At 70.5% G+C, this 25,211-nt stretch carries 21 protein-coding genes and 1 pseudogene; 10 read left to right on the forward strand and 12 right to left on the reverse strand.

Features of this window, described 5'->3' with window-relative positions; translation table 11 throughout:
• Window positions 1-66: 66 nt before the first annotated feature.
• Window positions 67-1,485 (forward strand): cation:dicarboxylate symporter family transporter, encoded by a 1,419-nt coding sequence (locus ACIBAF_RS20385; protein WP_399464617.1) that lies wholly within the window; start codon window positions 67-69, stop codon window positions 1,483-1,485.
• 75 nt (window positions 1,486-1,560) lie between these two features.
• On the opposite strand, the gene ACIBAF_RS20390 is transcribed toward ACIBAF_RS20385, so the two are convergent.
• Complete coding sequence (locus ACIBAF_RS20390) at window positions 1,561-2,064, reverse strand: MarR family winged helix-turn-helix transcriptional regulator (RefSeq protein ID WP_399464618.1); 504 nt, start codon at window positions 2,062-2,064, stop codon at window positions 1,561-1,563.
• Between the two features lie 93 nt (window positions 2,065-2,157).
• Between ACIBAF_RS20390 and ACIBAF_RS20395 the strand changes: the two genes are divergently transcribed.
• Both ACIBAF_RS20395 and mltG read left to right on the forward strand, forming a co-directional pair.
• Window positions 2,158-3,972, forward strand: coding sequence for an ABC transporter ATP-binding protein (locus ACIBAF_RS20395; RefSeq protein ID WP_399464619.1), 1,815 nt, complete (start codon window positions 2,158-2,160; stop codon window positions 3,970-3,972).
• Between the two features lie 53 nt (window positions 3,973-4,025).
• Window positions 4,026-4,883 (forward strand): endolytic transglycosylase MltG, encoded by an 858-nt coding sequence (gene mltG, locus ACIBAF_RS20400; protein ID WP_399464620.1) that lies wholly within the window; start codon window positions 4,026-4,028, stop codon window positions 4,881-4,883.
• Between the two features lie 12 nt (window positions 4,884-4,895).
• On the opposite strand, the gene ACIBAF_RS20405 is transcribed toward mltG, so the two are convergent.
• The 5 genes from ACIBAF_RS20405 to ACIBAF_RS20425 all read right to left on the reverse strand — a co-directional run bounded on the left by ACIBAF_RS20405 (window position 4,896) and on the right by ACIBAF_RS20425 (window position 9,219).
• Window positions 4,896-5,972, reverse strand: coding sequence for an NAD(P)-binding domain-containing protein (locus ACIBAF_RS20405; RefSeq protein WP_399464621.1), 1,077 nt, complete (start codon window positions 5,970-5,972; stop codon window positions 4,896-4,898).
• A gap of 61 nt (window positions 5,973-6,033) precedes the next feature.
• Window positions 6,034-7,059, reverse strand: a complete 1,026-nt coding sequence (locus ACIBAF_RS20410) for an ABC transporter substrate-binding protein (RefSeq protein WP_399464622.1) — start codon at window positions 7,057-7,059, stop codon at window positions 6,034-6,036.
• Window positions 7,060-7,191: 132 nt separating this feature from the next.
• Window positions 7,192-8,061 (reverse strand): ABC transporter ATP-binding protein, encoded by an 870-nt coding sequence (locus tag ACIBAF_RS20415; RefSeq protein ID WP_399464623.1) that lies wholly within the window; start codon window positions 8,059-8,061, stop codon window positions 7,192-7,194.
• Entirely contained in the window at window positions 8,034-8,972 is a 939-nt protein-coding gene (locus ACIBAF_RS20420) for an ABC transporter permease (protein WP_399464624.1), read from the reverse strand. The genes ACIBAF_RS20415 and ACIBAF_RS20420 overlap by 28 nt, the downstream gene beginning before the upstream one ends.
• 163 nt (window positions 8,973-9,135) lie before the next feature.
• Window positions 9,136-9,219, reverse strand: a complete 84-nt coding sequence (locus ACIBAF_RS20425; RefSeq protein ID WP_313884353.1) for a putative leader peptide — start codon at window positions 9,217-9,219, stop codon at window positions 9,136-9,138.
• Between the two features lie 123 nt (window positions 9,220-9,342).
• Between ACIBAF_RS20425 and ACIBAF_RS20430 the strand changes: the two genes are divergently transcribed.
• The 4 genes from ACIBAF_RS20430 (at window position 9,343) to ACIBAF_RS20445 (ending at window position 13,394) form a co-directional block, all read left to right on the forward strand.
• Window positions 9,343-9,765, forward strand: a complete 423-nt coding sequence (locus tag ACIBAF_RS20430; RefSeq protein WP_399464625.1) for a secondary thiamine-phosphate synthase enzyme YjbQ — start codon at window positions 9,343-9,345, stop codon at window positions 9,763-9,765.
• 281 nt (window positions 9,766-10,046) lie between these two features.
• Window positions 10,047-10,250: a cold-shock protein gene (locus tag ACIBAF_RS20435; RefSeq protein WP_079664111.1), complete on the forward strand. Its 204-nt coding sequence runs from the start codon at window positions 10,047-10,049 to the stop codon at window positions 10,248-10,250.
• A gap of 173 nt (window positions 10,251-10,423) precedes the next feature.
• Window positions 10,424-11,857, forward strand: a complete 1,434-nt coding sequence (locus ACIBAF_RS20440; RefSeq protein WP_399464626.1) for a DEAD/DEAH box helicase — start codon at window positions 10,424-10,426, stop codon at window positions 11,855-11,857.
• Between the two features lie 268 nt (window positions 11,858-12,125).
• Complete coding sequence (locus ACIBAF_RS20445; protein WP_399464627.1) at window positions 12,126-13,394, forward strand: DUF3533 domain-containing protein; 1,269 nt, start codon at window positions 12,126-12,128, stop codon at window positions 13,392-13,394.
• A gap of 130 nt (window positions 13,395-13,524) precedes the next feature.
• Here the strand turns inward: ACIBAF_RS20445 and ACIBAF_RS20450 are convergent, their stop codons facing one another.
• On the reverse strand, window positions 13,525-13,746 hold the full coding sequence (locus ACIBAF_RS20450) for a hypothetical protein (protein WP_327312951.1): 222 nt from the start codon (window positions 13,744-13,746) through the stop codon (window positions 13,525-13,527).
• A 175-nt stretch (window positions 13,747-13,921) separates the two neighbouring features.
• On the opposite strand from ACIBAF_RS20450, the pseudogene ACIBAF_RS20455 reads away from it, so the two are divergent.
• A pseudogene (locus tag ACIBAF_RS20455) lies at window positions 13,922-15,330 on the forward strand (cytochrome P450).
• A gap of 45 nt (window positions 15,331-15,375) precedes the next feature.
• Here ACIBAF_RS20455 and ACIBAF_RS20460 read toward each other — a convergent pair.
• The 5 genes from ACIBAF_RS20460 to ACIBAF_RS20480 all read right to left on the reverse strand — a co-directional run bounded on the left by ACIBAF_RS20460 (window position 15,376) and on the right by ACIBAF_RS20480 (window position 22,155).
• Window positions 15,376-17,850: a CBM35 domain-containing protein gene (locus tag ACIBAF_RS20460; RefSeq protein ID WP_399464628.1), complete on the reverse strand. Its 2,475-nt coding sequence runs from the start codon at window positions 17,848-17,850 to the stop codon at window positions 15,376-15,378.
• 100 nt (window positions 17,851-17,950) lie between these two features.
• On the reverse strand, window positions 17,951-18,766 hold the full coding sequence (locus ACIBAF_RS20465) for a carbohydrate ABC transporter permease (RefSeq protein ID WP_399464770.1): 816 nt from the start codon (window positions 18,764-18,766) through the stop codon (window positions 17,951-17,953).
• A gap of 8 nt (window positions 18,767-18,774) precedes the next feature.
• Complete coding sequence (locus ACIBAF_RS20470) at window positions 18,775-19,698, reverse strand: carbohydrate ABC transporter permease (protein ID WP_399464629.1); 924 nt, start codon at window positions 19,696-19,698, stop codon at window positions 18,775-18,777.
• 17 nt (window positions 19,699-19,715) lie between these two features.
• Window positions 19,716-21,038, reverse strand: a complete 1,323-nt coding sequence (locus ACIBAF_RS20475) for an ABC transporter substrate-binding protein (RefSeq protein WP_399464630.1) — start codon at window positions 21,036-21,038, stop codon at window positions 19,716-19,718.
• Window positions 21,039-21,117: 79 nt separating this feature from the next.
• Complete coding sequence (locus ACIBAF_RS20480; RefSeq protein ID WP_399464631.1) at window positions 21,118-22,155, reverse strand: LacI family DNA-binding transcriptional regulator; 1,038 nt, start codon at window positions 22,153-22,155, stop codon at window positions 21,118-21,120.
• Window positions 22,156-22,292: 137 nt separating this feature from the next.
• Here ACIBAF_RS20480 and ACIBAF_RS20485 point away from each other — a divergent pair, with 137 nt between their 5' ends.
• A complete protein-coding gene (locus ACIBAF_RS20485) occupies window positions 22,293-24,419 on the forward strand; it encodes an alpha-galactosidase (protein WP_399464632.1) in 2,127 nt (708 codons plus the stop codon).
• 274 nt (window positions 24,420-24,693) lie between these two features.
• The gene (locus ACIBAF_RS20490; RefSeq protein ID WP_399464633.1) at window positions 24,694-25,209 is read left to right on the forward strand and encodes a hypothetical protein; all 516 of its coding nucleotides are present in this window, start codon (window positions 24,694-24,696) and stop codon (window positions 25,207-25,209) included.
• Window positions 25,210-25,211: the final 2 nt, after the last annotated feature.

Consider the following 25,211-nt stretch of genomic DNA (forward strand, 5'->3'; position numbering starts at 1 on the left):
GCTTTCCGTATCGCAGAAGTCGCCGTCCCCGGCTTCTGCGTGCCAGTCGTCCCCCAAGGAGTGCCCGTGCCGTCGTCCGCCCCGTCCCTGCCACGACGCGTCGCACGCATACTGCGTACCTCACTCTTCGCGCAGGTCGCCTGCGCGCTCGTCCTCGGCATCGTCGTCGGCAAGCTGTGGCCCGACGTGGCCACGGATCTCCAGCCGCTCGGCGACGGGTTCACCCGGCTCATCAAGACGATCATCTCGCCCCTCGTGTTCTGCGTGGTGGTCGTCGGCATCGCGAAGGCCGGTGACCTGAAGGCCTTCGGCCGGATCGGGCTCAAGGCCCTGATCTGGTTCGAGGTCGCGAGCACGCTCGCCCTGATCATCGGGCTCCTCGCCGCCAACATCGTCCAGCCCGGCTCGGGGATGAACGTCGACCCGTCCACGCTCGACACCTCGGCGGTCGACGCGAAGACGGGCGGCGGCTCGCTGCCTTCCACCACCGAGTTCATCGTGAACGCGCTGCCCACCAGTTTCATCGGCGCCTTCGCGGAGAACTCCCTGCTCCAGGTGCTCATCCTGGCCTGTCTGGTGGGCGCCGCGCTGCTGCACCTCGGCCACACCAAGGTGCCCAAGGTGCTGCCCGCCGTCGAGCAGGCGCAGGAGATCATCTTCGCGATCGTCGGGTTCGTCATGCGGCTGGCGCCGATCGCGGTGTTCGGCGCGATGGCCGTCCTGATCGGCAACTACGGACTCGGTGTGATCGAGACCTACGGCAAGCTGATCGCCCTGTGCTACGCGGCGGCGGCCCTGTTCATCGCGCTGCTCGCCGTCGCCCTGCGGCTGGTCACCGGGCTGAGCCTGTGGAAGTTCCTGCGCTACATCCGCGAGGAGATGCTCCTTGCGCTCGGCACCGCCTCCACCGAGTCCGTCATGCCGCGCGTGATGCAGAAGCTGCGCAAGGCCGGCGCCCGCGACGACGCCGTCGGCCTGGTGCTGCCGACGGGCTACTCCTTCAACCTCGACGGCGCCTCGCTCTACCTGTCCATCGGCACGCTGTTCATCGCCCAGGCGGTCGGCGTGGACCTCAGCCTGGGGCAGCAGATCACCGTGGTCCTGGTCCTCATGCTGACCAGCAAGGGCATGGCCGGCATCCCCGGCTCGGCCTTCCTCGCCCTGTCCGCGACGGCCTCCTCGCTGGGGGCCATCCCCGCCGGGGCGGTGGCCCTGCTGCTGGGCGTGGACCGCATCATGGACTCGATGCGCGTCGTCACCAACCTCCTCGGCAACTGCGTGGCGGTGTTCGCCGTCTCCCGCTGGGAGGGCGCGCTGGACCTGGAGCGGGCCAAGAAGGTCCTGGACGGCGAGGACGTCGCCGCGGCGGAGGAAGGGCCGACAGCTCCCGCGCAGCCCGAGGGCGCCGAAAACCCGGAAACGACCGGGCCCGTGGCTGTGGTTCCCGCTCCGCTGGCCAAGGAGACGGCCCCCGAGACCGGCTGACGTACAGCGACACCGCAACGGGCCGTGGCCGCCCCTCCCGCAATACGGAGGGGCGGCCACGGCCCGTCACGTCGTTCAGCAGGCCCGCCCGGGCTCCTGCTCATGTCCCCGCCCCTGCTCCCGCCCCGGCGTCCGCTCCCGCTCCGGCGTCCCGTCCACCAGGGCGTCGAGCAACCCGCCCAGCACCTGGCGTTCCAGGTCCGTCAGCGGATCCAGAATCTCCTTCGCGGCGGACACCCGCGCACCGCGCAGCTCCCGCAGCGCCTCGCCGCCGTCCTCTGTGAGTTCGATCCGGATCACCCGCCGGTTGGTGGGATCGGGCACCCGGCGCACCTTCCCGCTCGCCTCCAGTCCGTCGACCAGGGTCGTCACGGCCCGGGGCACCACCTCCAGCCGCTCGGCGAGGTCGGCCATGCGCGGCGGTGCGTCGCAGTGCGCGAGAGTGCGCAGCAGCCGGGCCTGGGCCGGGGTGACGCCCAGCCCGCGCTGCTCCAGGTGACGCTTCTGGATGCGGTGCACCCGGCGGGTGAGCCGCAGCAGTTGCTCGGCGAGGAGGCCGTCGGAATCCGGGGTGGTCATACGGGAACAATATCAGGACGCCGTTCATTGTGAGTATAGGTAACAATGAGCTATGCTCCGTCAGTCCTCACCGTCTCACCCTCCGTAGGAGCCATGCCCCGCGACCACATCGACTGGACCCCTTCGCCCGGCACCTCGACCGATCAACCCCGGCAGGTGCGCCGCATCCTCACCCTCTTCAAGCCCTACCGTGCCCGCCTCGCGGTCGTCGGCGTGCTGGTCGCCGCCTCGTCGCTGGTCACCGTGGCCACGCCGTTCCTGCTGAAGGAGACGCTGGACGTCGCCATCCCGCAGGGGCGCACGGGCCTGCTCAGCCTGCTCGCCCTCGGCATGATCCTCAGCGCCGTCCTCGGCGGCGTGTTCGGCGTCCTGCAGACGCTGATCTCGACGACGGTCGGCCAGCGCGTCATGCACGACCTGCGCACGGCCGTCTACGGACGCCTGCAGCGCATGTCCCTCGCCTTCTTCACGCGCACGCGTACCGGCGAGGTGCAGTCCCGCATCGCCAACGACATCGGCGGCATGCAGGCCACCGTCACCTCCACCGCCACCTCGCTGGTCTCCAACTTCACCAGCGTGGTCGCCACGATCATCGCGATGGTCGCCCTCGACTGGCGGCTGACGGTCGTCTCCCTGCTCCTGCTGCCGGTCTTCGTGTGGATCAGCCGCCGCGTCGGCAACGAACGCAAGAAGATCACCACGCAGCGTCAGAAGCAGATGGCCGCGATGGCCGCCACGGTCACCGAGTCGCTGTCGGTCAGCGGCATCCTGCTCGGCCGCACGATGGGCCGCTCCGACTCCCTCACACGGTCCTTCTCCGAGGAGTCCGAGCAGCTCGTCGACCTCGAAGTGCGGTCCAGCATGGCCGGCCGCTGGCGGATGGCCGTGATCGGGATCGTCATGTCCGCCATGCCGGCCGTCATCTACTGGGCCGCGGGCGTGACCCTCCAGCTCGGCGGTCCCGACGTCTCCCTCGGCACCATCGTCGCCTTCGTCTCGCTCCAGCAGGGCCTGTTCCGCCCCGCCGTCAGCCTGCTGGCGACCGGCGTGCAGATCCAGACCTCCCTCGCGCTCTTCCAGCGCATCTTCGAGTACCTCGACCTCCCCGTCGACATCACCGAGCGCGACAACCCGGTCCACCTCGACCAGATCAAGGGCGAGGTGCGCTTCGAGAAGGTCGCCTTCCGCTACGACAACGACGACGAGAAGGCGGTCCGGCCCGTCCTCGACGGCATCGACGTCACCGTCCCCGCCGGCAGCAGCCTCGCCGTGGTCGGCCCGACCGGAGCCGGCAAGTCCACGCTGGGCTACCTGGTGCCGCGCCTGTACGACGTGACCGGCGGCCGGGTCACCCTCGACGGCGTCGACGTCCGCGACCTCGACTTCGACACCCTGGCCCGCGCGGTCGGCGTCGTCTCGCAGGAGACGTACCTCTTCCACGCCACCGTCGCCGACAACCTGCGCTTCGCCAAGCCGGACGCCACCGACGAGGAACTGCACGCGGCGGCGCGGGCGGCGCAGATCCACGACCACATCGCCGCCCTGCCGGACGGCTACGACACGGTCGTCGGCGAGCGCGGCCACCGGTTCTCCGGCGGTGAGAAGCAGCGGCTGGCCATCGCCCGCACCATCCTGCGCGACCCGCCGGTACTCATCCTCGACGAGGCGACCAGCGCCCTGGACACCCGTACGGAACGGGCCGTCCAGGAGGCCATCGACGCGCTCTCGGCGAACCGCACCACCCTCACCATCGCCCACCGGCTGTCCACCATTCGGGGTGCCGACCAGATCGTGGTCCTGGACTCCGGCCAGGTGGCCGAACGGGGCACGCACGACGAACTGTTGGAGCGCGACGGGCGGTATGCGGCCCTCGTGCGACGAGACGCCCACCTGGAGCCGACAAGATGAAAGTATGGCAAGTTATGCCGAGTTTATGACGATATGGGGGTTACCGTGCCCGCATGCGTAAGAACACTCCGCCACGGACCATGATTCGACTGACGCGCCGCGGCCGTCTCGTCCTCATCGCGACCGGAGCCGTCGTGGCCGGCGCCGCCGTGGCGGTGCCGCTGCTGAGCCTGGAGCGATCGAAGGACCAGGAGCCGAAGCCGACGGCCCTCGCCATCCCGGAGGGCTGGCGCGCGAGCCAGATCTACGAGGCCGTCGACAAGGCGCTCGCCCTGCCGTCCGGCACCACCCGGGGGACACTGCCGAAGGCCGGACTCAAGCTGCCGAACGACGCCGAGGGGAACCCGGAGGGCTACCTCTTCCCGGCGACGTATCCGCTGGGCGAGAAGGCGACGCCGCAGACGGTGCTGTCGCACATGGTCGACACGGCGAACAAGAAGTTCAACGGGGCGCCGATCGCGGCCGGCGCCCAGCGCAACGCCATGAACGTCTATCAGGCGGTCACCATCGCCAGCCTCGTCCAGGCAGAGGCCGCCACCAAGGCGGACATGGGCAAGGTGGCCCGGGTCGTGTTCAACCGCCTGGAGCGCGGGATGCCGTTGCAGATGGACTCCACCATCAACTACGCGCTGAACCGCTCCACGCTCAGGACGACGCAGAACGACACCCGCATCCAGAGCCCCTACAACTCCTACCAGCGGATGGGCCTGCCGCCGACCCCGATCGACAACCCGGGCGAGGAGGCCATGCGTGCCGCGATCAACCCCACCCCGGGCGACTGGCTGTACTTCGTCACGGTCAAGCCGGGCGACACCCGCTTCACGGCGAGCTATGCGGAGCACCAGCGCAACGTCGCCGAGTTCAACCGGAACCAGAAGGCCCAGAAGAGCACGTCGGCGGCGGCGAAGTGACCTGGCGGGGCGTCAGGCGGCGACGGTCTCTTCGGCGAGCAGCCGCCTGATGTCCCGGACGGCCGCGCGTCCGGCCCGGTTGGCGCCGATGGTGCTGGCCGACGGCCCGTAGCCGACCAGGTGGATGCGCGGATCGGCGACCGCACGCGTGCCCTCGACCCGGATCCCGCCGCCCGGCTCACGCAGCCGCAGCGGCGCGAGATGGTCGACGGCGGCCCGGAAGCCGGTCGCCCACAGGATGACGTCGGCGTCCACGCGTCGCCCGTCGGCCCACTCCACGCCGTCCGGAGTGATCCGGTCGAACATGGGCAGACGGTCCAGCACCTCGTCGGCCAGGCCCTGCCGGATCGCGTCGGTGAGCGGCAACCCCGTCACGGACACCACGCTCTTGGGCGGCAGCCCCTGCCGCACCCGCTCCTCCACGAGCGCGACCGCCGCACGGCCCGCACCCTCGTCGAAGGGTCCCTCGCGAAAGACGGGAGGCCGGCGCGTCACCCACGTGGTGTCGGCCGCGTACGGCGCGATCTCCAGCAGGTGCTGCGTACCGGACGCACCGCCGCCCACCACGATCACCCGCAGTCCGGCGAACGCCTCGGGACCCGGGTACTGAGCGGTGTGCAACTGGCGTCCGCGGAAGGTCTCCTGACCGGGATAGCGCGGCCAGAACGGCCGGTCCCAGGTACCGGTGGCGTTGATCACGGCCCGCGTGGACCAGGTGCCGTCGGAGGTCTCGACGAGCAGCCGCCCGCCCGTGCCCTCCCGTACGGCCGTCACGTCGACCGGCCGCCGTACGCGCAGGTCGAAGGTGCGCTCGTAGGCGTCGAAGTACTCGGCGACGACCTCGGAGGACGGGCGGTCGGGATCCGCGCCCGTCAGCTCCATGCCCGGCAGCGCGTGCATTCCGTGCACCTTGCCGTACGTCAGCGAGGGCCACCGGAACTGCCAGGCGCCGCCCGGAGCGGGGGAGTGGTCGAGCACCACGAAGTCGCGCTCCGGCTCGAAACCGGTGCGCCGCAGATGGTAGGCGCCGGCCAGACCTGCCTGACCGGCGCCTATGACGACCACCTCGACCTCACGCAAGTTGTTCACGCTTCTACCAACGGAAGGGTGAGCGTGGATCTTCCCGGAGCGGCCGTGCCGTCGGGTGTGATTACGAGGACACGCGACCGGGAGTGGTGGACGGCGGCAGGTCGTCGTTGTAGCGCGGGTCCACGAAGGCCGCGAAGTCCACCTTGCGAGGGATGAGCTTCAGCTCGGTGAAGGTGTCGGCGATCTGCTGCTCGGAGGCGATCAGCGGCTTGTCGACCGCCACCGAGATCCGTGTGGAGTTCGTCCGCCTCACCGAGGCCAGCGCCACCTCGTACGGCAGCCCGGTGTCCTTCGCCCACACCTTGGCCCACTCCTCCTGGTGGTCGTACACCCACGCCGTTGCACGCCGCAGCCGGTCCAGATAGTCCTTGATGGCGGCGGCCTTCTTGCCGTCCTTCAGCGCGGAGGGCGCGGCCACCTGGAAGGTGAGCCCGTTGGTGACCCCTTCGCCGGTGGTCAGCACCCTGCCCTTCTCCGCCTGCAACACCTGCGAGGTGTACGGGTCCCACACCGCCCACGCGTCGACCTTGCCGGAGGTGAACGCGGCGAGCGCGTCGGCCGGCTGGAGGTACTTGACCTTCACGTCGCTCAGCGTCAGACCGGCCGCCTCGAGGGAGGCCACCAGCTGGTAGTGCGCGGAGGAGCCCTGCGCCACGGCGATCGACCTGCCCTTGAGCTGCGCGGTCTTCGTCAGCTTGGAGTCGTTCGGCACCAGCACGGCGTCGCCCTTGGAGGCGCCGTGGAAGGCGGACACGACCGTGATCTTCGAGTCGGCGCCGGCCGCGAAGACGGGCGGGGTGTTGCCGACGCCGCCGATGTCGACGGCCCCGGCGTTGACGGCCTCCAGGAGGGGCGGACCGGAGGTGAACGTGGACCACTTGATCTTGTAGTCGAGGTTCTTCAACTCTCCGGCGGCCCGCAGGATGGCTTCAGAACCACCCTTCTGGTCTCCGACGTCGAGTGTGAGAGAGCCCTTGCCGTCGGTGCCGCCGCCGGCGCCCGTGCCGGCGGACGAGTTCCCGCCGCAGGCGGTGAGCAGGAGGGCGAGAGGGAGAAGCGCAGCGGCGGGGACGAGGCGTCGTCGCATGGGGGTCCGTTCCGAGGGAGTGCGAGGGCGGCGGGGCGAGGAGTGGGGGCAGAGCAAGCAGTGGCCGGGGTGGGGGAGGGGAGCGGGTGGGGAGGGCAATGGAGGGGAGGGGAGGGAGGGTGAGCCGGGGTGTCAGGCGGCTTCGGCGGCCGTCGGGGCCACGCCGAGGCGGCGCAGCAGGCCGGCGCGCAGTTCCGCGAACCGGGGGTCGGCGATGTCGCGGGGGCGGTCGAGGTCGATCTGCTGCTCGTGCGCGATGATCCCGTCGTCCATCACCAGGACCCGGTCGGCCAGCAGCACCGCCTCCTCGACGTCGTGCGTGACGAGCAGCACGGCGCAGCCGCGGCGCTGCCACAACTCGCCCACCAGGTGCTGGGCCTTGATGCGGGTGAGCGCGTCGAGCGCGCCGAACGGCTCGTCGAGCAGCAACAGATCGGGCTCGCGTACCAGGGCCCGGGCCAGGGAGGCGCGCTGGGCCTCGCCGCCGGAGAGGGTCTTCGGCCAGGCGTCGGACCGGTGCCCGAGCCCCACCTCGTCCAGGGCCTTGTCGGCGACGGGGCGCTCGGGTCGGCCCGGCAGTCCGAGGAGCACGTTGCGCCACACCTTCTTCCACGGCATGAGCCGCGGTGACTGGAAGGCGACGGCCTTGCGGCGCGGCACCAGTACTGTGCCCTCGATGTCGCGGTCGAGCCCGGCGAGGATGCGCAACAGCGTGGACTTGCCGCAGCCGCTGCGGCCCAGCAGCGCCACGAACTCGCCCGGACGGATGTCGAGTCGGAGGTCGTCGATGACGGCGCGGCCGTCGAAGGACCGGGTCAGCCCCTCGACACGGACCGCCTGCGGCGCGCGGATCGCGCGGGGCACCGGCGAGGCATCGGGCGCGGAGGCGGGCGTCGGCGAGTCCGCGGAGATCGGGGAGGCCTCGGAGCTCTGGGACGGTTGGGACGTCTGTGACGTCCGGCTCGGCTGGGGGGTCATCGGCCGGTGAACGTCGGTCGCCATTGCAGCAGCAGCCTTTCGAGGGTTCGGACGACGAAGTCGGCGAGGAGGCCGAGGAAGGCGTAGACGATGAGGCAGACCACGATCACGTCGGTGCGCAGGAAGTCCCGCGCCTGCACCATCAGAAAGCCGATGCCGGAGTCGGCGTTGATCTGCTCGGCGAAGACCAGCGCGAGCCAGGCGATCCCGAGCGAGTAGCGCAGGCCGGTCATCGCGCCCGGCAGCGCGCCGGGAAGGATCACGTGCCGTACCAGGCCCCGACGCGACAGCCCGAGCGACTCCCCGGCCTCGATCAACTGAGCGTCCACGCCCCGGATTCCGGCATATACGTTGAGGTAGAGCGGGAAGGTCACCCCGAGCGTGATGATGGCGATCTTGGGGGCCTCGCCGATGCCGAACCAGATGATGAACAGCGGGATGAGGCCGACGAACGGCACGGTCCGCAGCATCTGCACCGGGGCGTCGACGAGGTCTTCGCCGATCCGGAACAGCCCGGCGACCAGGGCGAGTCCGGTGCCGACGACGGTGCCCAGGAGCAGTCCGGCTGCCACCCGCTGGAGCGAGGTGCCCATGGCCGAGGGCAGGGAGCCGTCGGAGACGAGATCACCGGCGACCTGAGCGATGCGGCCGGGTGAGGCGAGGACGTCGGAGGTCAACACGCCTGTGCTGCTGAGGAGTTGCCACAGCAGGAGCAGCACGACCGGCCCGGTGGTCCGGCGCAGCCAGCGGGGTACGCGGGTGCGGCGGGAGGAACGGGGGACGATGGGTTCGAGGTCGAGGTCGGCCTCGTGGTCCTTCCGTTCGGGTACAGCAGACGCGGCAGAGACGGCGGGCGCAGCAGATGGAGCAGATGCAGCGGATATAGGGGAAATATCCGGCTCTGACGATTCGGGTGGGGCATGGCTGATGCTCATGGGGGCTCCACGGGGGAGGAACGGCGGCCGGTGGGGGACGGGCGGGCGCACCTCGGCGCCGCCGTGTCACGGTCGGCTCAGGTGCGACCGGACGTGCGGGCGGGGCGGGCGAAGGCGAGGGGGAAGGGTGGTGCGAGAGGTGTAACGAGAGGCTGAGAGGGCGTCAGCGGCCGCGACGACACGCGGCGGAGGCCACCCGCAGCAGGTCGATATGACCGCGCGTGGTGAGCAGGGCTGAACGCAACATGCGGTTGAACGTAGCCAGGTTGCATGCCCACGGTCAACGGCCGTCTCGCAGATCGGACCCCCGGTATCGCACAGTGGGCGGCCGGTCGGGTGTGGAACGCGGCGTATGGGTCAGGATGGGGCTATGTCAGATGCGTTCACCACCCGAGTTCTGCACGTCGCCTCCGGTTCGCGGGAGAGGGTTGTCGACCTCACCGGGGACTGTGAGGCGTTCCTCCGTGACGTGGCCGACGGCCGCGACGGTCTCCTGAATCTCTTCGTGCCGCACGCCACGGCAGGCATCGCGATCATCGAGACGGGCGCCGGCAGCGACGACGACCTCCTGGCCGCGCTGCACACGCTGCTTCCCGCCGACGACCGCTGGCAGCACCGTCACGGCAGCGCGGGCCACGGTCGCGACCACGTCCTCCCGGCCCTCGTCCCGCCCCACGCGACCTTGCCGGTCGTGGGCGGCAGGCTCGAACTGGGGACGTGGCAGTCGGTGTGTCTGGTGGATACGAACCGTGACAATCCGGAGCGCAAGGTTCGGTTGAGCTTCCTCGCCTAGCCGGCCGGCGGGGTTGCGCGGTCGACCTCATTCTTCATTGCCGCACCTTGTGTAATCTAAAAATTAACCTTTCGGGCGCGCGCGAAAGGTGGTGCGAATGTATGTGCCGTGCTAGGCTTGACGTCAGTTGCAGTTGTGGTTCCCGAAACTTCAAGTGCCTCGGCGGCTATATGTCGTCGGGCATTTTTGTATCTCCGGTGCTTATCCGGACGGGGTCATTGTGGCAACACACGGGTCCACACGGTGTGGGCCCCTGGGCACTGCCCCGAAGGAGATATGACATGGCTACTGGCACCGTCAAGTGGTTCAACTCGGAAAAGGGCTTCGGCTTCATCGAGCAGGACGGCGGCGGCCCCGACGTCTTCGCTCACTACTCGAACATCGCCGCTCAGGGCTTCCGTGAGCTCCAGGAAGGCCAGAAGGTGAACTTCGACGTCACGCAGGGTCAGAAGGGCCCGCAGGCGGAGAACATCACTCCCGCCTGACGCCGAAGCGCATGAAGTAGCTGGGGTCCGCCCATGGGGCGGGCCCCAGCTTGCTGCGTTCCGCATTCCGGTCAGTATTCCCTCCGTCTTATTTTCGGCTCGTTCTTGCAATTCATCCGGCTCGTTTCCGTCGGGAATTCCTCGATGCGTGCCCCCGTCGAGGAAGGTTCTCCATGAGCCGTTCAGTTCGCACGAATGACCGTCCCACAGCACCGGCACCGGCGGAGTTCGCGCTGCCGGTCACCGCCACTCCCGCCCTCCCCCCGGCTGCGACCTTCGGTGAGCTGGACATGCCGGCCGAGTTGCTGAAGATGCTCACCGGCCGCGGCCTGCACGAGCCGTTTCCGATCCAGGCGGCCACGTTGCCGAACGCCCTCGCAGGGCGCGACGTCCTGGGCCGGGGGCGCACAGGCTCGGGCAAGACGCTCGCCTTCGGTCTGGCGCTCCTCGTGCGCACGGCCGGGCGACGCGCCGAGTCACGGAAGCCGCTGGCCCTGGTCCTTGTCCCCACGCGCGAACTCGCCCAGCAGGTCGCCGATGCGCTCGCCCCGTACGCCGAGTTGCTGCGGTTGCGGCTGGCCACCGTGGTCGGCGGCCTGTCGATCGGCAGGCAGGCCGGCGCGCTGCGAGCCGGCGCCGAGGTGGTCGTCGCGACTCCGGGCCGTCTCGCGGACCTCGTCGAGCGCAAGGACTGCCGCCTGGACCGAGTGAGCATCACCGTTCTGGACGAAGCGGACCAGATGGCCGACATGGGCTTCATGCCTCAGGTCACCGAACTGCTCGACCAGGTACGCCCCGACGGTCAGCGCATGCTGTTCTCGGCCACACTCGACAGCAACATCGACCTCGTCGTCCGGCGTTACCTCCACGACCCGGTGGTCCACTCGGTCGACCCCTCGGCGGGCGCGGTCACCACGATGGAGCATCACGTGCTCGAGGTGCACGGCGCCGACAAGTACGCCACCGCCACCGAGATCGCCGCCCGCGACGGGCGCGTGCTCATGTTCCTGGACACCAAGCACGCTGTCGACCGGTTCACCAGGCACCTGTTGAGCAGCGGCGTCAGGGCCGCGGCGTTGCACGGCGGCAAGTCCCAGCCCCAGCGCAGCCGCACCCTGGACCAGTTCAAGGACGGTCACGTCACGGTCCTGGTGGCCACCGATGTCGCGGCCCGAGGCATCCACGTCGACGCCCTCGACCTCGTCGTCAACGTCGACCCGCCCGGCGACCACAAGGACTACCTGCACCGCGGCGGCCGTACCGCCCGCGCCGGGGAGTCCGGCAGTGTCGTCACGCTCGTCCTGCCCGACCAGCGCCGGGACATGGCCCGTCTGCTGTCCGAGGCGGGTATCAGGCCGCAGATCACCCGGGTCCGCTCCGGCGAGGCCGAGCTGAGCCGCATCACCGGCGCGCAGGCTCCCTCCGGCGTCCCCGTCGACGGAAGCGCGCCGGTCGCGGAGCGCCCGAAGCGCGGCGGCGCACTCTTCCGAGGTCTGGGCACCCGCCCGGGGCAGGCCGGTGGAGGCGGTGGCGGGTCCCGCCGGTCCGCCGAGACCCGCCAGATGGCGGAGGCGCGCAAGGCCGCCCGGTTCCGGCGCGGCGCATAGCCGGCGTCACCCGCACGAACGCGGCCGTTCCGGTCGTAGGTCGCGGTCGTGGACGCTCGCAATCCGGTGTTCTTCGAGCGGATGCGTGCGGGAGCGCCCAGGAGCGTAGCCTCCCCTTGTACTGCAACGGGGGGAGGAAGGCGGGGCGTGCGGCAGCTTGCGTCGGCCCACGCCCCATCCTGGCGACTCGTGCGGTCGGCAGGATCGCTCGTGCAGCCGTTGTCATTCGCTGTTCGTCACTCGCACAGCCCGGAACTCACGGAGAACCATGGCCGAGTCCACCACCCCTCAGGCCAGTGCCGCCGTGCTGCTGCGCCGCCCCAAACTGTGGTTGGTCCCCACGATCCTCACGGGACTGCTCGCCCTGCTGCTGTCCCTGCTCTACATGGGCGGGATCGTCAACCCCAACCAGGACCTGCGCGACCTGCCCATCGCCCTCGTCAACAGCGACACCGGCAAGCCGCCCGCCGGACAGCAGCAGAACCTGGGCACCCAGGTCGCCGCCGCGATCGCCGCCGACACGGCCGGCGGCAAGGCCGAATGGCGTACGCTCACCCGCGCCCGGGCCCAGGAACAGCTCGACTCCGGCAAGGTCTACGGCGCACTCGTCATTCCCGCCGACTTCACCGCCTCCGTCACCGCTCTCAGCACGACCGGCGCCACCCAGAAGCCGGTGCTCACCGTGCTCACCAACCCCGGCAAGGGCAGCCTGGGTTCCTCCCTCGCCTCCCAGATCACGACGAAGGCGGCGCACCAGGTGTCGCGGACCGTCGGCAAGCAACTCACGACAGGCGTCGGCACCCGGGCGAACTCCACCACGCGACTGCTGCTCGCCGACCCGGTGGACGTCGTCACCCAGGTCGGTCACCCCATCGGCGCCCACAGCGGTCTCGGCCTGACCGCCTTCTACTACACCCTGCTGCTCGTCCTGGCCGGCTTCATGGGCGGCAACGTGATCAGCAACGGCGTCGACACCGCCCTCGGCTACGCCGACAACGAGATCGGCCCCTGGCACACCCGCCGCCCGACCGTGCCGATCAACCGCACGCAGACGCTGCTGTTGAAGATGGGCATGACCGCGGGCATCTCGCTCCTCAGCGCCTCACTGGTGATGCTCGCCTGCGTGGCCGTCCTCGGCATGGACGCGTCCCATCTGCCCCTGTTGTGGGTGTTCTCCTACTGCGCGACGCTCGCCGTCGGCCTGGGCGTACAGGCCATCAACGCCGCCTTCGGCGGAATCGGCCAGTTGGTGTCCATGTTCGTGTTCATCGTCCTGGGCCTGCCGTCCTCGGGCGCCACGGTCCCGCTGCAGGCGATCCCCGACTTCTACCGCTTCCTGTCGCACTTCGAGCCCATGCGCCAGCTCAGCGACGGCGTGCGCGCCATCCTCTTCTTCGACGCCCGCGGGGACGCCGGACTCACCCGCTCCTGGATCATGATCGCGATCGGCGCGGCGCTCGCCCTGCTCTTCGGCTTCGCGATGACGAGGTACTACGACCGCAAGGGACACCGACGCTTCACACCACAACCCGCCTGACCCCGAGGCCGCCGTCATTGCCTTTGCACATGGAACACGCGGCGGGGACGGGCCCCCTCAGGCCCCCGCCGCGTGTCGCCCCGCGCAGCTCACTCCCCGCGCAGCTCACTCCCCGTACACCTGACTCCCCTCACACCTCATGCGGGGCGAAGAGCTCCAAGTGGCCGCAGGCGCGGCAGCGGTGGGCGTCTATCTGGAAGCGCGGCCGGCCGAAGCGCTTGGCTCCGCCCAGAACCCCCCGCTGCAGCGGGCCGGGGATCCACCGCGCGTATCCCCGGGAGTGGTCGCCGGAGTCCTCGACGAACCCCGGTTCCAGGTCGAACCCCTGGCATTGAGAGCACCTGATCTCCATACCCGCACTGTAGAAGCAGACCGGGCGCCGGGACACGGCGCAGGTCGACGACGCCGGATCCCCCGAGGCCTGCCCCCGCGGTTCACCGCAGGCGTGGTCTGGGATATGGTCCCCCCGGTTCCGGCTACCTCATGAAAACGCGCCGGTACGGGGAGTGTCGGAGGGGCGGCAGAGCATGGAATCCCAGGTGGGCGACGGCGCATCCGTGGACCTGGACGGCGCGCGGTTGGAGACGATGACTCCGCAACCGCTGCTGACCCGGGACTACGAGACGCGGCCCTCACTCGTGTACGAGAGGCTGCGCCAGCAGCACGGCCCGGTCGCTCCGGTCGATCTCCTGGGCGTGCCCGCCTGGTTGGTCCTGGGCTACCGCGAGGCGCTCGACGTGCTCCAGGACGACGCCGACTGGCCGAAGGGGCTGGAAAACTGGCGGGCCCGCTCGGAGGGCAGGGTGCCGGCCGACTGGCCGCTCGGGCCGTCCCTGGAGGTCAACCACGTACTGATCCAGGGCGGGCCCGGCTACCGGCCGTTGCGGACGGCGTGGGACGCGGCTCTCAAACCGTTCCAGGACCCGCGTCACGCCCAGGCGAAGCGGCTGAAGACGGCCGTCGCCGCCTACGCCGACGAACTGATCAGCCTGGTGGGGCAGGCCGGCGGCACGGGTCTGGCGGATCTGTCCGCCCAGTTCTCCCGTCCGCTGCCGCTGATGGTGGCCAGCCATCTGCTCGGCTTCCCCGGCTCCCAGGGCGACGACGCGCTGATGGACATGTGGCGGGTGCTGGACGCCGGTCCGGACGCGGAGCCCGCGCTGGAGCGGCTGCTGGCGGCGCTGGCCGAACTCGCGGCGGTGAAGCTGGAGAAGCCGGGCGAGGACTTCCCCTCCTACCTGCTGGCCGCGCACCCGGAGCTGTCGCTCGACGAACTGGCCCGTGAGCTGTTCATGCTGTTGGGCATGACGTCCGACCACGTCGGCATCCTCATCTCCAACACGGTGGTCGAGGTCATCTCGGGTGAGGGCGGCGTGCGGGCCAGTCTGTCGGCCGGGATGGTCAGGGAGAGCATGAACCGGGTGGTGATGCGCAAGCCGCCGCTGGTGAACTTCGTGCCGCGGTTCGCGGCCGAGGACACCCCGCTCGGCAACTACACGATCCGGGCGGGCGATCCGGTGTGGGTCTCCTCCGCGGCGGCGCACGCCGACCCGCTCTTCGCCGACAACGTGTGCCCGAGCACCACGGTCAGCACCCGGCACATCTGTCGTGGGGCGCGGGCCGCCGCCAGTGCCCGGCGCGCGAACTCGCCTCGACGGTCGCCGCGGTCGGTGTGGGCCGGCTGTTCGAGCGGTTCTCCGACCTGGAGCTCGCCCTCCCCGTCGACCAACTGCCGTGGCGCTCCTCGCCGTTCATGCGGGGCCTGCGCTCACTTCCCGTACGGTACGAACTGGCCGCGATGCCGGAGCAGCCGTCGGCGGACGCACCGGACGCGGATCCGGCCGAGTCGGCGGAGGCGGTGCTGCCGGATCCGGCCGTCCGTCAGCGCTCCTCCCTGTGGCGCTATCTGACGGGACTCATCGGCGTCGGCCGCTGATCCCGGGACGCCGCGGGCGCCCCGGGATCAGCCGCGCACATCGGACTACGACTGGCGGACGACGCGGCCCAGTTCGATGCGGTCGATGTTCGGGGCCCACGCGTTCGCGTTGGCGAAGGTCACGCTGTTGGCGCCCTTCTTCAGGGAGACGGGTACGCCCAGTGTCCAGTAGTCGTTCACGCTCCAGGTGTTCTTGAAGGTGACCTTCCGCGGTGCTGCGGCGCCCACCGTGATGTCCGCCGTACGGGACATGATGTCGGTGTTGTAGGCGTGGCCGTTGTCACGGCGGTCGTTGTGCGCGTAGTACACGACCAGGACGTAGCGGCCGGACTCGGGCGCCTGCACCGTGAACTGGGCGGTGCTGGCAGGGTCGTTGCCGAGATCGCCGATGTAGGAGCCGCCGGAGGCGTGCGCGGAGTCGACGAGCTTCGCCCCTCCCGCGAGGGCGGCGGACGCGGCCTCGTAGGAGAGGACGCCGGTGGTCGAGCCCGCGCCCGAGACGTCGAGGGACCGGACGGCCGCGTGTCCGGCGGTCAGCGCCACACGGTTGTTGCCAGCCACCAGGTAGAGCCGCAGCGGCCTGCTCGGCGCCGCCGTCACCTTCTCGCCGTGCAGGGCGAGTTGCACCGGCGCCGAGGATCGCGGCACCACCGTGTAGTAGCCGTCGCGCGGGGCGTACACGTCGAAGACGGCCCTGTCGCCCCGGCGCAGGACGAGGGCGCCCGTGCCCACGCCGGCCGACGAGGAGTAGTCGTACGACGGCCTGCCGCTGATGTCCGCGAGCGTCGCCTCGTAGGACGCCGAGGGGGCGCCCGTGCGCGCGGTCAGGTCGATGCGGTCGAGGGTGACCTCGGCGTCGCCCTTGGCGAGGGTCAGTTCATGCGTGCCGGCCGACAGTTCCACGCCGAGGTCCTTCTTGGCGCGGTAGGTCCAGTTCTCCGTGGAGGGATACGTCACCGTCACCGGGGCCGCGCCGTCGACGGACAGCTTCTGCGTCGCGGGAGCGCCGGACTGGTTGCCGTACAGGACGGCCAGGTCGTACGTCCCGTCCGCCGGGACCGTCACGGTGAAGTCCACTTTGCTGCCAGGGGTGTTGAGGGAGCCCACGTCCTTGGTGCCGGAGGCCGCGTAGCCGTTGGCGTTGCTCACCGTTCCCTGGGTGTAGATCTGGCCGCCGGTGACGGCCGCGTCCTCGGCCTCGTACGACGCCGACCAGGGGACCGCGGCGGGGGACGGGGCGCCGGCGCCGCCCGGGGTGAGCACGATCCGGTACGCGGACATCTTGTGGCCGCCGCGCAGCGGTACGGTCACCGAACCGTCGTCAGCCACCTTGAGCCTGGTCCGGGCGAGGACCTGCGGGGCGGCGTGCTGCCCCTCGTAGCCGGACCAGGCGGCCTCGGCGACGGTCGCGGTGACCGTACGGCCGAAGACGGACCGGGGGACGTTGCGCAGCACGACGTCCGAGTCGCCGTCCGAGCCGCCGAGCAGCACCTGGGCCTGGCGGCGCGAGGCGTCCAGCGAGGCCAGGCCCTGGAGGGTGTCGATGGTGTCGGCGTGCGGCGGGGTGACCTTCACGGTGTCGCCGGTCAGTCCGGCGTACCAACGGAAGAACCACCAGCCGCCGTTGGGAATGTTGGTGCGCACCACGTTGCCGTCCAGGTTGCCGGCCGCGTCCCAGTAGGCCTGGTTGGCGTACACCTTGTTCCGCTCGAACATCGAGACCCACTGCACGAGTTGGCCCGGCACCGACAGGTCACGCCGGTTGGCGTACTCGTCGATGCTGATCTTCAGCGGTGCGATGCCCAACCGACGCTCGATGGAACGGTAGTCGTCGTAGTGCGCCTGGAAGTCCCGGAGCGAGCTGGAACTCAACTCGTGCCAGGTCAGCACCTGGGGCAGGACGTTCTCCCGCTTGGCGAACGTGAGGAAGTCGGTCATCAGCCGGGTGTGGTAGCCCGTCTCGTTGGGGCCGGCGATCCTCGCGTCGGGGTCGATGGCGCGGATCCGCTGGTACACCGTCTTCCAGTCCCTGAAGAACCGGTCGCGGTTCACCTCGTACTGCGCCTGGTCGGCGACGCCGATGTCGTACCAGATCCAGTCGGGCTCGTTGAACGGGATGTAGACGAAGCGGTCGCTGTTCGGGTCGGCCGACACCTCCTTGACGATCTTGTCGACCTTGGGGAGGTAGTCGTCGATGCCGAGGTCCTCGTACGGCCACTTGGCGTAGATGTCCTGCATCATGACGTTGATCTCGCCGCCGCCGGTGCGGAAGAACGACTTGGAGACGGAGAGCGCGTCCCCGTTGGGGTGCTGGGCGCCGCCCTCCGGTTTCTGCGAGATGCTGGTGATCTTGAGCGGCTCCAGCGCGGCGTCGCTGGGCACACCGTCGTCGCTGAGCCCGTACAGCGCGCCGTTGGCGCCGCGCAGCACCGGGCCCTCGGAGGCGGCGAGGTCGACGGTGAGACGCTGCGGGTCGGCCGCGGCTGCCGCCGGGCCTGCTGCGGGGAGGGTGCCTGCCATGGCGGTGACTCCAAGTACGGCGGTGACAAGGGCGGTTCTCGTACGGGTGCGTATGCGGGGTGTCGTACCGGTGCGGGGGCTCACGCTGCTGGACCTCCGGTCATTTGACGGCTCCATTGGTGATTCCGGACACGATCTTTCGCTGGCCGACCAGGAACACGGCGACCATGGGCAGGCTCATCACCACGACGTAGGCGAAGACGAGATGCCAGTTGTTGAGGTAGAGCTGGGCGGAGGCGACCTTGTAGAGGTTCAGCGGGAGGGTGGCCCGCTCACCGCCGCCGAGGACGAAGAAGGAGTAGAAGACATCGCTCCAGGCGTACAGCATCACCATGATCGTCGCGGTGGCGATCACGGGCCTGAGCAGCGGAAGAATGATCCGCAGGAAGATCCGCAGCGGCCGCGCCCCGTCGATCCGCGCCGCCTCCTCCAGCTCCAGCGGGATGGCGCGGATGAACCCCGTCATGAAGAAGATCGACGTGGACAGGTACATCGCGGTGTAGACGGCGATCATCCCGGGCCGGGTGTTCGCGAGCCCCAGCTGCCGCAGCTCCATCACGATGGTGATCACCGCGGGCGGCAGCAGCAGCCCGCTCACGCACAGCGCGTAGGCCGCCGAGACGAGCCAGGACCTGCGGCGGGCGAAGACCCAGGCGGCGCCCGCTCCGAGGACCAGGACGAGGACCACCGAAGGCACCACGACCAGCGTCGAGTTGACGAAGCCGCGCAGCATCTCGCCCTCGCCGAGGGCGTCCGCGTAGTTGCTGCCGGGCTGCCAGTGCCGCGGCAGGTCGAGGTTCGGCCTGAGCGCCTCCGCCTGCGGCTTGGCCGAGGTGACGACGACCAGCCACAGCGGCACGCCGACGGCGAGGCCGGCCAGGAGGAGGACGAGGACCGGGCGGCCGTAGCGCCACATCAGCGCGGTCACAGCAGTTGCTCCCTTCGCCGCAGGCCGACGACCAGCGGGATCGCGACGGCGACCACGACCAGGAACAGGACGAGGCTCATCGCGGAGGCCTGGGCGTACAGGCCCTGTCCGAAGACCCGGAACATGTAGATGTTGAAGACCTCCGTGGAGGCCGCGGGCCCGCCGCCCGTCGTGGCCTGCACGATGTCGAAGGTGTTCATCGACCCGATCAGAGCCGTCGTCACGTTGAAGGTGAGGGCCGGCGCGAGCATCGGCCAGCGCACCGACCGAAAGGTCCGCCAGGGCCCCGCCCCGTCGCACTTCGCGGCCTCCAGCATCTCGCCGGGAATGCCCTTGAGCCCGGCCAGATAGATCAGCATGGACAGGCCCATCCACTTCCAGCCGTGCACGACGGTGACCAGGACCAGCGTCCAGGTGGTCGAGCCCAGCCACGGAATGTCCGTGCCCAGCACCGAGTTGACGGCGCCGTCCTGGTCGAGCAGCGCCTGGAAGACGTAACCGGTGGCGAGCGCGGAGATGAGCACCGGGAGGAAGAAGACGGCGCGGAAGAAGCGGTTGAAGCGGGTGTCGGCCTCCAGCAGCAGGGCCAGCGCCAGCCCGAAGCCGTTCTGGAACAGCGCGGCCAGCACGGCGTACAGCAGGGTCGTGCGGATGGCGCGCAGCAGCGAGCCGTCGTCGGCGATGGTCCGGAAGTTGTCGAGGCCGGTGAAGGAGATGCCCGGGTGGTAGGAGGACCAGTCGGTGAACGGGTAGTAGAAGTTGAGCAGGTTCGGCACCAGGAAGAAGCCCGCGAAGACGGCGATCGCGGGGAGCGCGAACCACCAGGGGTGGTGCACGGCGGCCCGCGGGAGCCGTCCCACCCGCTTCGGTCCGCTGCCCGTCGGTGCCTGCTCGTGTGTGCGTATGGCTGTGTCCGCCATGGGAAGCCCCGTGTCGTCTAGAAGCCGGGCGCGCCCTGGGCCTTGGCCACCTGCGCGAACTGGTCCTGGATCGCCTGGGCGACCTGCTGCGGACTCTTCTTGTCGTAGATCATGTCGGCGAGGTAGAGATGTGTGTCCGGGGCGACGATCGCCTTGGCCTGGAACACCCCGATGGCCTTGGGCAGGGCCGCGACCTGGGCCTTCGACGTCTGTGGAAGTCCGTCGGGGGTGGGCACGGACGGCTCCACGGACGGGATCTTCATCGCCTTGATGTAGGCCGGGTAGTCGGGACCGAGCCAGAAGGCGAGGAACTGCCGGGCCGCGTTCTGCCGCTTCTCGTCACCCGTCTTGAAGGCGACGACCCCGTTGGTCTGGTCGGGGGAGTACAGGCCGGTGGCCGAGGAGTTGGCGACCGGGAACCAGCCGATCTTCGAGTCGATCTCCGCGGTGGAGTGCTTGGCCTGCAACTGGCTCTGGAAGGAGGTGACGTTGAGGACCATGCCGACGTCACCGTTCCACAGTGCGTCCGCCTGCCCTGTGAACGTGCCGGTGCGGTAGTTCTTCTGGGCGAGGCCCGCGTCGAGCAGTTTCTCCTTGTACTTCTTGATCGCGGCGACGACCACCGGGTCGGTCCATTTCTCCTTGTTCTCGTTCAGGCCGGCCCACCACTGCTGGTCGAGGTCGGTGAGCTGGACCTGCATCTGCCACTGCAGGGGCCACTTGTCGCCGCCGGCCTCGTAGAAGGCGGCCGTGCCGGCCTTGTCCTTGACGGTGTGACCGAGCGCCAGCAGCTCGTCGTACGACTTCGGGAAGTCCTTCTCGGTCAGCCCGGCCCGCCGGAAGACGTCCTTGTTGTAGTAGACGCCGAGCATGGCGGGGCTGGTGACGATCGCCGCGTACCGCTTGCCGTCGATGACCCCGAGCGACCTCTCGGTGCCGCCGAGCTTGGAGACCCACTCCTCGCCGTCCAGGGTGAGGAGGTTCTGCCGTGGCTGGACGAACGGGAGGGTGGAGATCGACGGCTGCCAGAACATCAGGTCGGGGCGGTCGCCGGAGGCGAGCTTGGTCGGCACGTTCTGCTCGTAGAGGTCGGGGATCGCCTGGGTCTCCACCTTCGCGCCGGTGGCCTTCTCGAAGGCGTCGATGACCTGGCGGGGCGCGTTGAGGGTGTTCTGCGCCGTCCACATGGTCAGCCGTACGCCGTCGAGGCGGGCGGTCGGGTCGACGGCGGACTTCTTCGCGTCCGTGCCGGAGTCGGCGGCGGTGGGGTCGCTGCACGCGGTGGCGGCCAGGCCGAGGGCGCAGGCCAGCGCCAGGGCAGGGAGAGCTCTTCTCATCATCACGTGCCTTTCCGGAGCAGGTGGTGCAGGAGGCAGGACTCGTTTCTGCGGGACGTATCCGTGGGGCTCGTAGGGGTGTTCAGTGGCGGGCGGGCGCGGCCCCCGAGCTCTCCCGCACCACCAGCTCCGGTACGGAGACGGGGTGCGGGGCGATCTGCGCGGACTCCTCCAGCGCCCCGTGCAGCAGGGCGAAGGCGGACCTGCCGAGGCCGGTGAAGTCCAGTCGCACCGTCGTCAGGGACGGCGTGAGGTAGGCGGAGTGCGGTGCGTCGTCGAACCCGGCCACACTGACCTCGCCGGGGACGGACCGACCTGCCTCGTGCAGGGCGCGGAGCACCCCGAGGGCGAGGTCGTCGTTGCCGCACAGGATCGCGGTGACGGCCGGGTCCCGGGCGAGCCTGCGGCCCGCCGCGTGACCGCCCGCCGGACCCCAACTGCCCTGCACGGGACGGGGTTGCGCAGCCCCGGCCTCCTTGAGCGCCTCGCGCCAGCCGGTGGTGCGGGCGCCGGTGCGCCGGGTGCTGGACGGGATGGCCACGTAGTGCACGGTCTCGTGGCCGAGGGAGAGCAGATGCCGGGTCGCCTGGTAGGCGGCCTCGCGGTCGTCGGTCCACACCCAGGGCCGGTCGCCCGCGGGCGGGCTCGCGGGCGTCTCGACCACCCCGACGACGGGCAGTCCGGCGGGGACGGCGGTCAGGGCCCGGACGCCGGCCGGATCGTAGGCGATCACGATCAGTCCGCCGCTCGCGTCCGCCGCCCGCTGCACCTCGGCGGCGACCGCGGGCTCGTCCGCCGACTCCAGGACGCCGATGCCCACCGCGTAGGACGCGGCGCGGGCCGCCTCCTCGATGCCCTGGAGGATGGAGGCGTAGCCGTAGTGGGTGGTGTTGGCGGTGAGCACGGTCACGGCCCGGCTGCGCCCGCTGGCCAGGGCGAGCGCGGTCGCGTTGCGACGGAACCCCAGCTCGTCGATGGCGGCGAGCACCCGCTCCCGGGTCGCGGGCTTGACGCTGGGATGCCCGTTGATCACCCGGGAGACCGTCTGGTACGAGACTCCGGCGGCCGTCGCGACGTCCCGGATGCTCGCCGGACGCCTTGTGTGACCGGTCACATTCATGCCAGGATTGTGACCGGTCACACAGAGGTCGTCAAGAGACCGTAACGAGGGATTCACGCGAGTGACGCGACCGCCGCCGGCGCACCGACAGGGGCGGGGTCGGGAGGGGAAGCACCTTGACCGGTACGGCGGATGCGATGCGGAGAGTCATCAACTACCCACAGGTTCGGTTCAGTTGGGCTCATCCGGCCCTTGAGATCGAGTTCGGCACCGCTCCCGACGGGACGTTGCGACTGCTCCGGCTGGACCGGGCCGACGACGACACCGGGTCCGCCCCGGACCCCGAATCCGCCCTCCCCCTCGTCGAGCTGACCGCTCTCGGCCACGGCAGCGGCTGGTCCGGCCCACGCTTCACGGGCACGGCCCTCGGCTCGCGGCTCCGCTACCGTTCGCATCTCAGCGGCAGCGGCCCCGAAGAACAGTGGCTGACCGTCGAACTCCACGACAGGGCAACCGGGTTGACGGCGTTCGTCGAGCTGACGTCCCCCGCCGGACTGCCCGTCCTGTGCTCCCGCGTCCGGCTGCGCAACGAGGGCGCCGAGCCTGTCGTCGTCCAGTCCGTGAGCAGTCTGCTGCTCGGCGGCCTGCCCTCGCCGGACGACCTCGACGTGCACCGGGCCCGCAACGACTGGCTCGCGGAGTGCCGCTGGTACGCCGAGCCGCTGCGCGACACGGTCGCCGACATCAACGTCGACGCCCACCAGCACGACAGCCGGGCCGCCCTCGCCCTCACCGGACGCGGCAGCTGGCCCACCGACGGGCATCTGCCGATGGGCGCGCTGACCGAGCGGGGGAGCGGCCGGACCTGGCTGTGGCAGGTCGAGTCCCCGGCCGGCTGGCGCTGGGACCTGGGCGAACGCGCCCGCCGTACCTGTCTGGCGCTGAACGGCCCCACGGACGCGGAGCACCAGTGGCGGGTCCGCCTCGCCCCCGACGCGGAGTTCACCACGGTTCCCGGCGTCCTGGCCCTCGGCGCCGGGTTCGACGCGGCGATGGGCGCGCTGACCTCGTACCGCCGTGCCGTCCGCCGCCCGCACCCGGACCACACGGCGCTCCCCGTCGTCTTCAACGACTACATGAACACGCTGATGGGCGACCCGACGACGGAGAAACTGCTGCCCCTGATCGACGCGGCGGCCGAGGCCGGAGCGGAGTACTTCTGCGTCGACTCCGGCTGGTACGACGACGCCGACGGCTGGTGGGACAGCGTCGGCGAGTGGCTGCCCTCCTCGCGCCGCTTCCCCGGCGGCGGGATCCGGGCGGTCCTGGAGCGGATCCGGGAACGGGGCATGGTGCCCGGGCTGTGGCTGGAGCCGGAGGTCGTCGGGGTGCGCAGCCCCGTCGCCGCCGCGCTGCCGCCGGACGCCTTCTTCCAGCGCGACGGCGTACGCCTCGCCGAACAGGGCCGCCACCAGCTCGACCTACGGCATCCGGCGGCCCGCGCGCACCTGGACCGGACAGTGGACCGCATCGTCGGCGACTGGGGCGTGGGTTACCTCAAGCTCGACTACAACATCGTGATCGACCCGGGCACCTGCGCGCCCGGCGACCTCGCACCGGGGGCCGGACTGCTCGGCCACGCCCAGGCCTACCTGGACTGGCTGTCCGAGGTGCTCGACCGCCACCCCGGTCTGGTCGTCGAGAACTGCGCCTCGGGCGGCATGCGGATGGACGGCGCGACGCTGGCCGTCACCCAGCTCCAGTCCACCAGCGATCAGCAGGACCCGTTGCGCTACCCGCCCATCGCCGCCGCCGCGCCGACGGCCGCCCCGCCCGAACAGGGGGCCGTCTGGGCCTACCCGCAGCCCGGCTACGACGACGACCTGATCACCTTCACCCTCGGCGGCGCCCTCCTCGGACGCATCCATCTCTCGGGCCATCTGGATCGGATGACGCAGCGTCAACTAGCCCTGGTGCGCGATGCGGTGGGCGCGTACCGGACGATCCGCGGGGATCTCGCACAGGCCGCGCCGTTCTGGCCGCTCGGCCTGCCCGAGTGGACGGACGAGTGGCTGGCCCTGGGGATGCGGACGCCCGACGACCGGACGTCGTACGTCTCTGTCTGGCGCCGTGGTGGTGAGCCTGAACTCCGGCTGCCCGTCAGGCACTTGGCGGGCAGCGCAGTACGGGCGGAGATCCTGCACCCGTCCGCCGCGACCGCCGGCTCGGCGGTCTGGGACGGCAGCGGGCTGCGGGTCTCGCTCCCGCGCACCCCGGCCGTCCTGCTGATCCGCCTCACCGCACAGCCCGCGAACCGGCCGTGAGGGGCCGACCGTTGGCCGTGATGGGCGGCCCCAGTTGTCGCGGGGGTGGACGAGCTTGAAGACCAGGCGGACGGCGGCCCGTTGAGCGGAGTGGCGCAGGCGTCGCAGCCGGACGTGACGCGACCGGCGGGGAACGGTGGCCGGGCGGGGGAAGAGCGCCCCGGCGTTGGTGCGGTTGACGGCGCTCAGGGCGCCGGCATCGGCGCCTTCGTCGAGCCTGCGGGTGAAGTACTGACGGGCGACGATGCCGGGCAGTTGCTCGTAGATCGCGTCGATGAGGTCGTGCTCCGCCGCAGCTTCCGGCGAAGTGCGGGCCGGACCCGAAGTGGCCGCCCCGCAGGTACCGGCGGACGTGGACGTCGAGGGACGCCGGGTCCGTCCACCGGTGTTCCTCGCCCGCAGACCGCAGGAGCCCGTCGACGAGCCGCTGCGCGACTTCCACCGCCGACTGCTGCCGGCCGCGGCCGCCGCCTGCCGGGGCCAGTGGCGGCCACTCGCCCCGACGGGCTGGCCGGACAACGACAGCCACCGCAACCTGCTGGCCTGGACGTGGACGGACGCCGACGCCCGCCACCTGGTCGTCGTCAACGACTCCGACCAGCCGGCCCAGGCCCGGCTGCCCCTGCCCTGGGGCGACCTGCGCGGGCGCCCGCTCCGCCTGACGGACCTGCTCACCGCGCAGTCGTACGACCGCGACGGCGACGAACTGGCCGACCGGGGCCTGTTCGTCGCCCTGGAGCCCTGGCAGACCCACGTCCTGGACGTCACGGAGGTCTTCGGGAGCAGCTGAGG

This window comes from Streptomyces sp. NPDC051677 (genome assembly GCF_044453465.1).
Lineage (GTDB): Bacteria > Actinomycetota > Actinomycetes > Streptomycetales > Streptomycetaceae > Streptomyces.

Coding starts and splice junctions, on each gene's coding strand:
- ACIBAF_RS20390 (WP_399464618.1), bottom strand. CDS start 2,064: ATGACCACCCCGGATTCCGACGGCCTCCTCGCCGAGCAACTGCTGCGG.
- ACIBAF_RS20395 (WP_399464619.1), top strand. CDS start 2,158: ATGCCCCGCGACCACATCGACTGGACCCCTTCGCCCGGCACCTCGACC.
- mltG (WP_399464620.1), top strand. CDS start 4,026: ATGCGTAAGAACACTCCGCCACGGACCATGATTCGACTGACGCGCCGC.
- ACIBAF_RS20410 (WP_399464622.1), bottom strand. CDS start 7,059: ATGCGACGACGCCTCGTCCCCGCCGCTGCGCTTCTCCCTCTCGCCCTC.
- ACIBAF_RS20415 (WP_399464623.1), bottom strand. CDS start 8,061: ATGGCGACCGACGTTCACCGGCCGATGACCCCCCAGCCGAGCCGGACG.
- ACIBAF_RS20420 (WP_399464624.1), bottom strand. CDS start 8,972: ATGAGCATCAGCCATGCCCCACCCGAATCGTCAGAGCCGGATATTTCC.
- ACIBAF_RS20425 (WP_313884353.1), bottom strand. CDS start 9,219: ATGTTGCGTTCAGCCCTGCTCACCACGCGCGGTCATATCGACCTGCTG.
- ACIBAF_RS20430 (WP_399464625.1), top strand. CDS start 9,343: ATGTCAGATGCGTTCACCACCCGAGTTCTGCACGTCGCCTCCGGTTCG.
- ACIBAF_RS20435 (WP_079664111.1), top strand. CDS start 10,047: ATGGCTACTGGCACCGTCAAGTGGTTCAACTCGGAAAAGGGCTTCGGC.
- ACIBAF_RS20440 (WP_399464626.1), top strand. CDS start 10,424: ATGAGCCGTTCAGTTCGCACGAATGACCGTCCCACAGCACCGGCACCG.
- ACIBAF_RS20445 (WP_399464627.1), top strand. CDS start 12,126: ATGGCCGAGTCCACCACCCCTCAGGCCAGTGCCGCCGTGCTGCTGCGC.
- ACIBAF_RS20450 (WP_327312951.1), bottom strand. CDS start 13,746: ATGGAGATCAGGTGCTCTCAATGCCAGGGGTTCGACCTGGAACCGGGG.
- ACIBAF_RS20460 (WP_399464628.1), bottom strand. CDS start 17,850: ATGGCAGGCACCCTCCCCGCAGCAGGCCCGGCGGCAGCCGCGGCCGAC.
- ACIBAF_RS20465 (WP_399464770.1), bottom strand. CDS start 18,766: ATGTGGCGCTACGGCCGCCCGGTCCTCGTCCTCCTCCTGGCCGGCCTC.
- ACIBAF_RS20470 (WP_399464629.1), bottom strand. CDS start 19,698: ATGGCGGACACAGCCATACGCACACACGAGCAGGCACCGACGGGCAGC.
- ACIBAF_RS20475 (WP_399464630.1), bottom strand. CDS start 21,038: ATGATGAGAAGAGCTCTCCCTGCCCTGGCGCTGGCCTGCGCCCTCGGC.
- ACIBAF_RS20480 (WP_399464631.1), bottom strand. CDS start 22,155: ATGAATGTGACCGGTCACACAAGGCGTCCGGCGAGCATCCGGGACGTC.
- ACIBAF_RS20485 (WP_399464632.1), top strand. CDS start 22,293: ATGCGGAGAGTCATCAACTACCCACAGGTTCGGTTCAGTTGGGCTCAT.
- ACIBAF_RS20490 (WP_399464633.1), top strand. CDS start 24,694: ATGAGGTCGTGCTCCGCCGCAGCTTCCGGCGAAGTGCGGGCCGGACCC.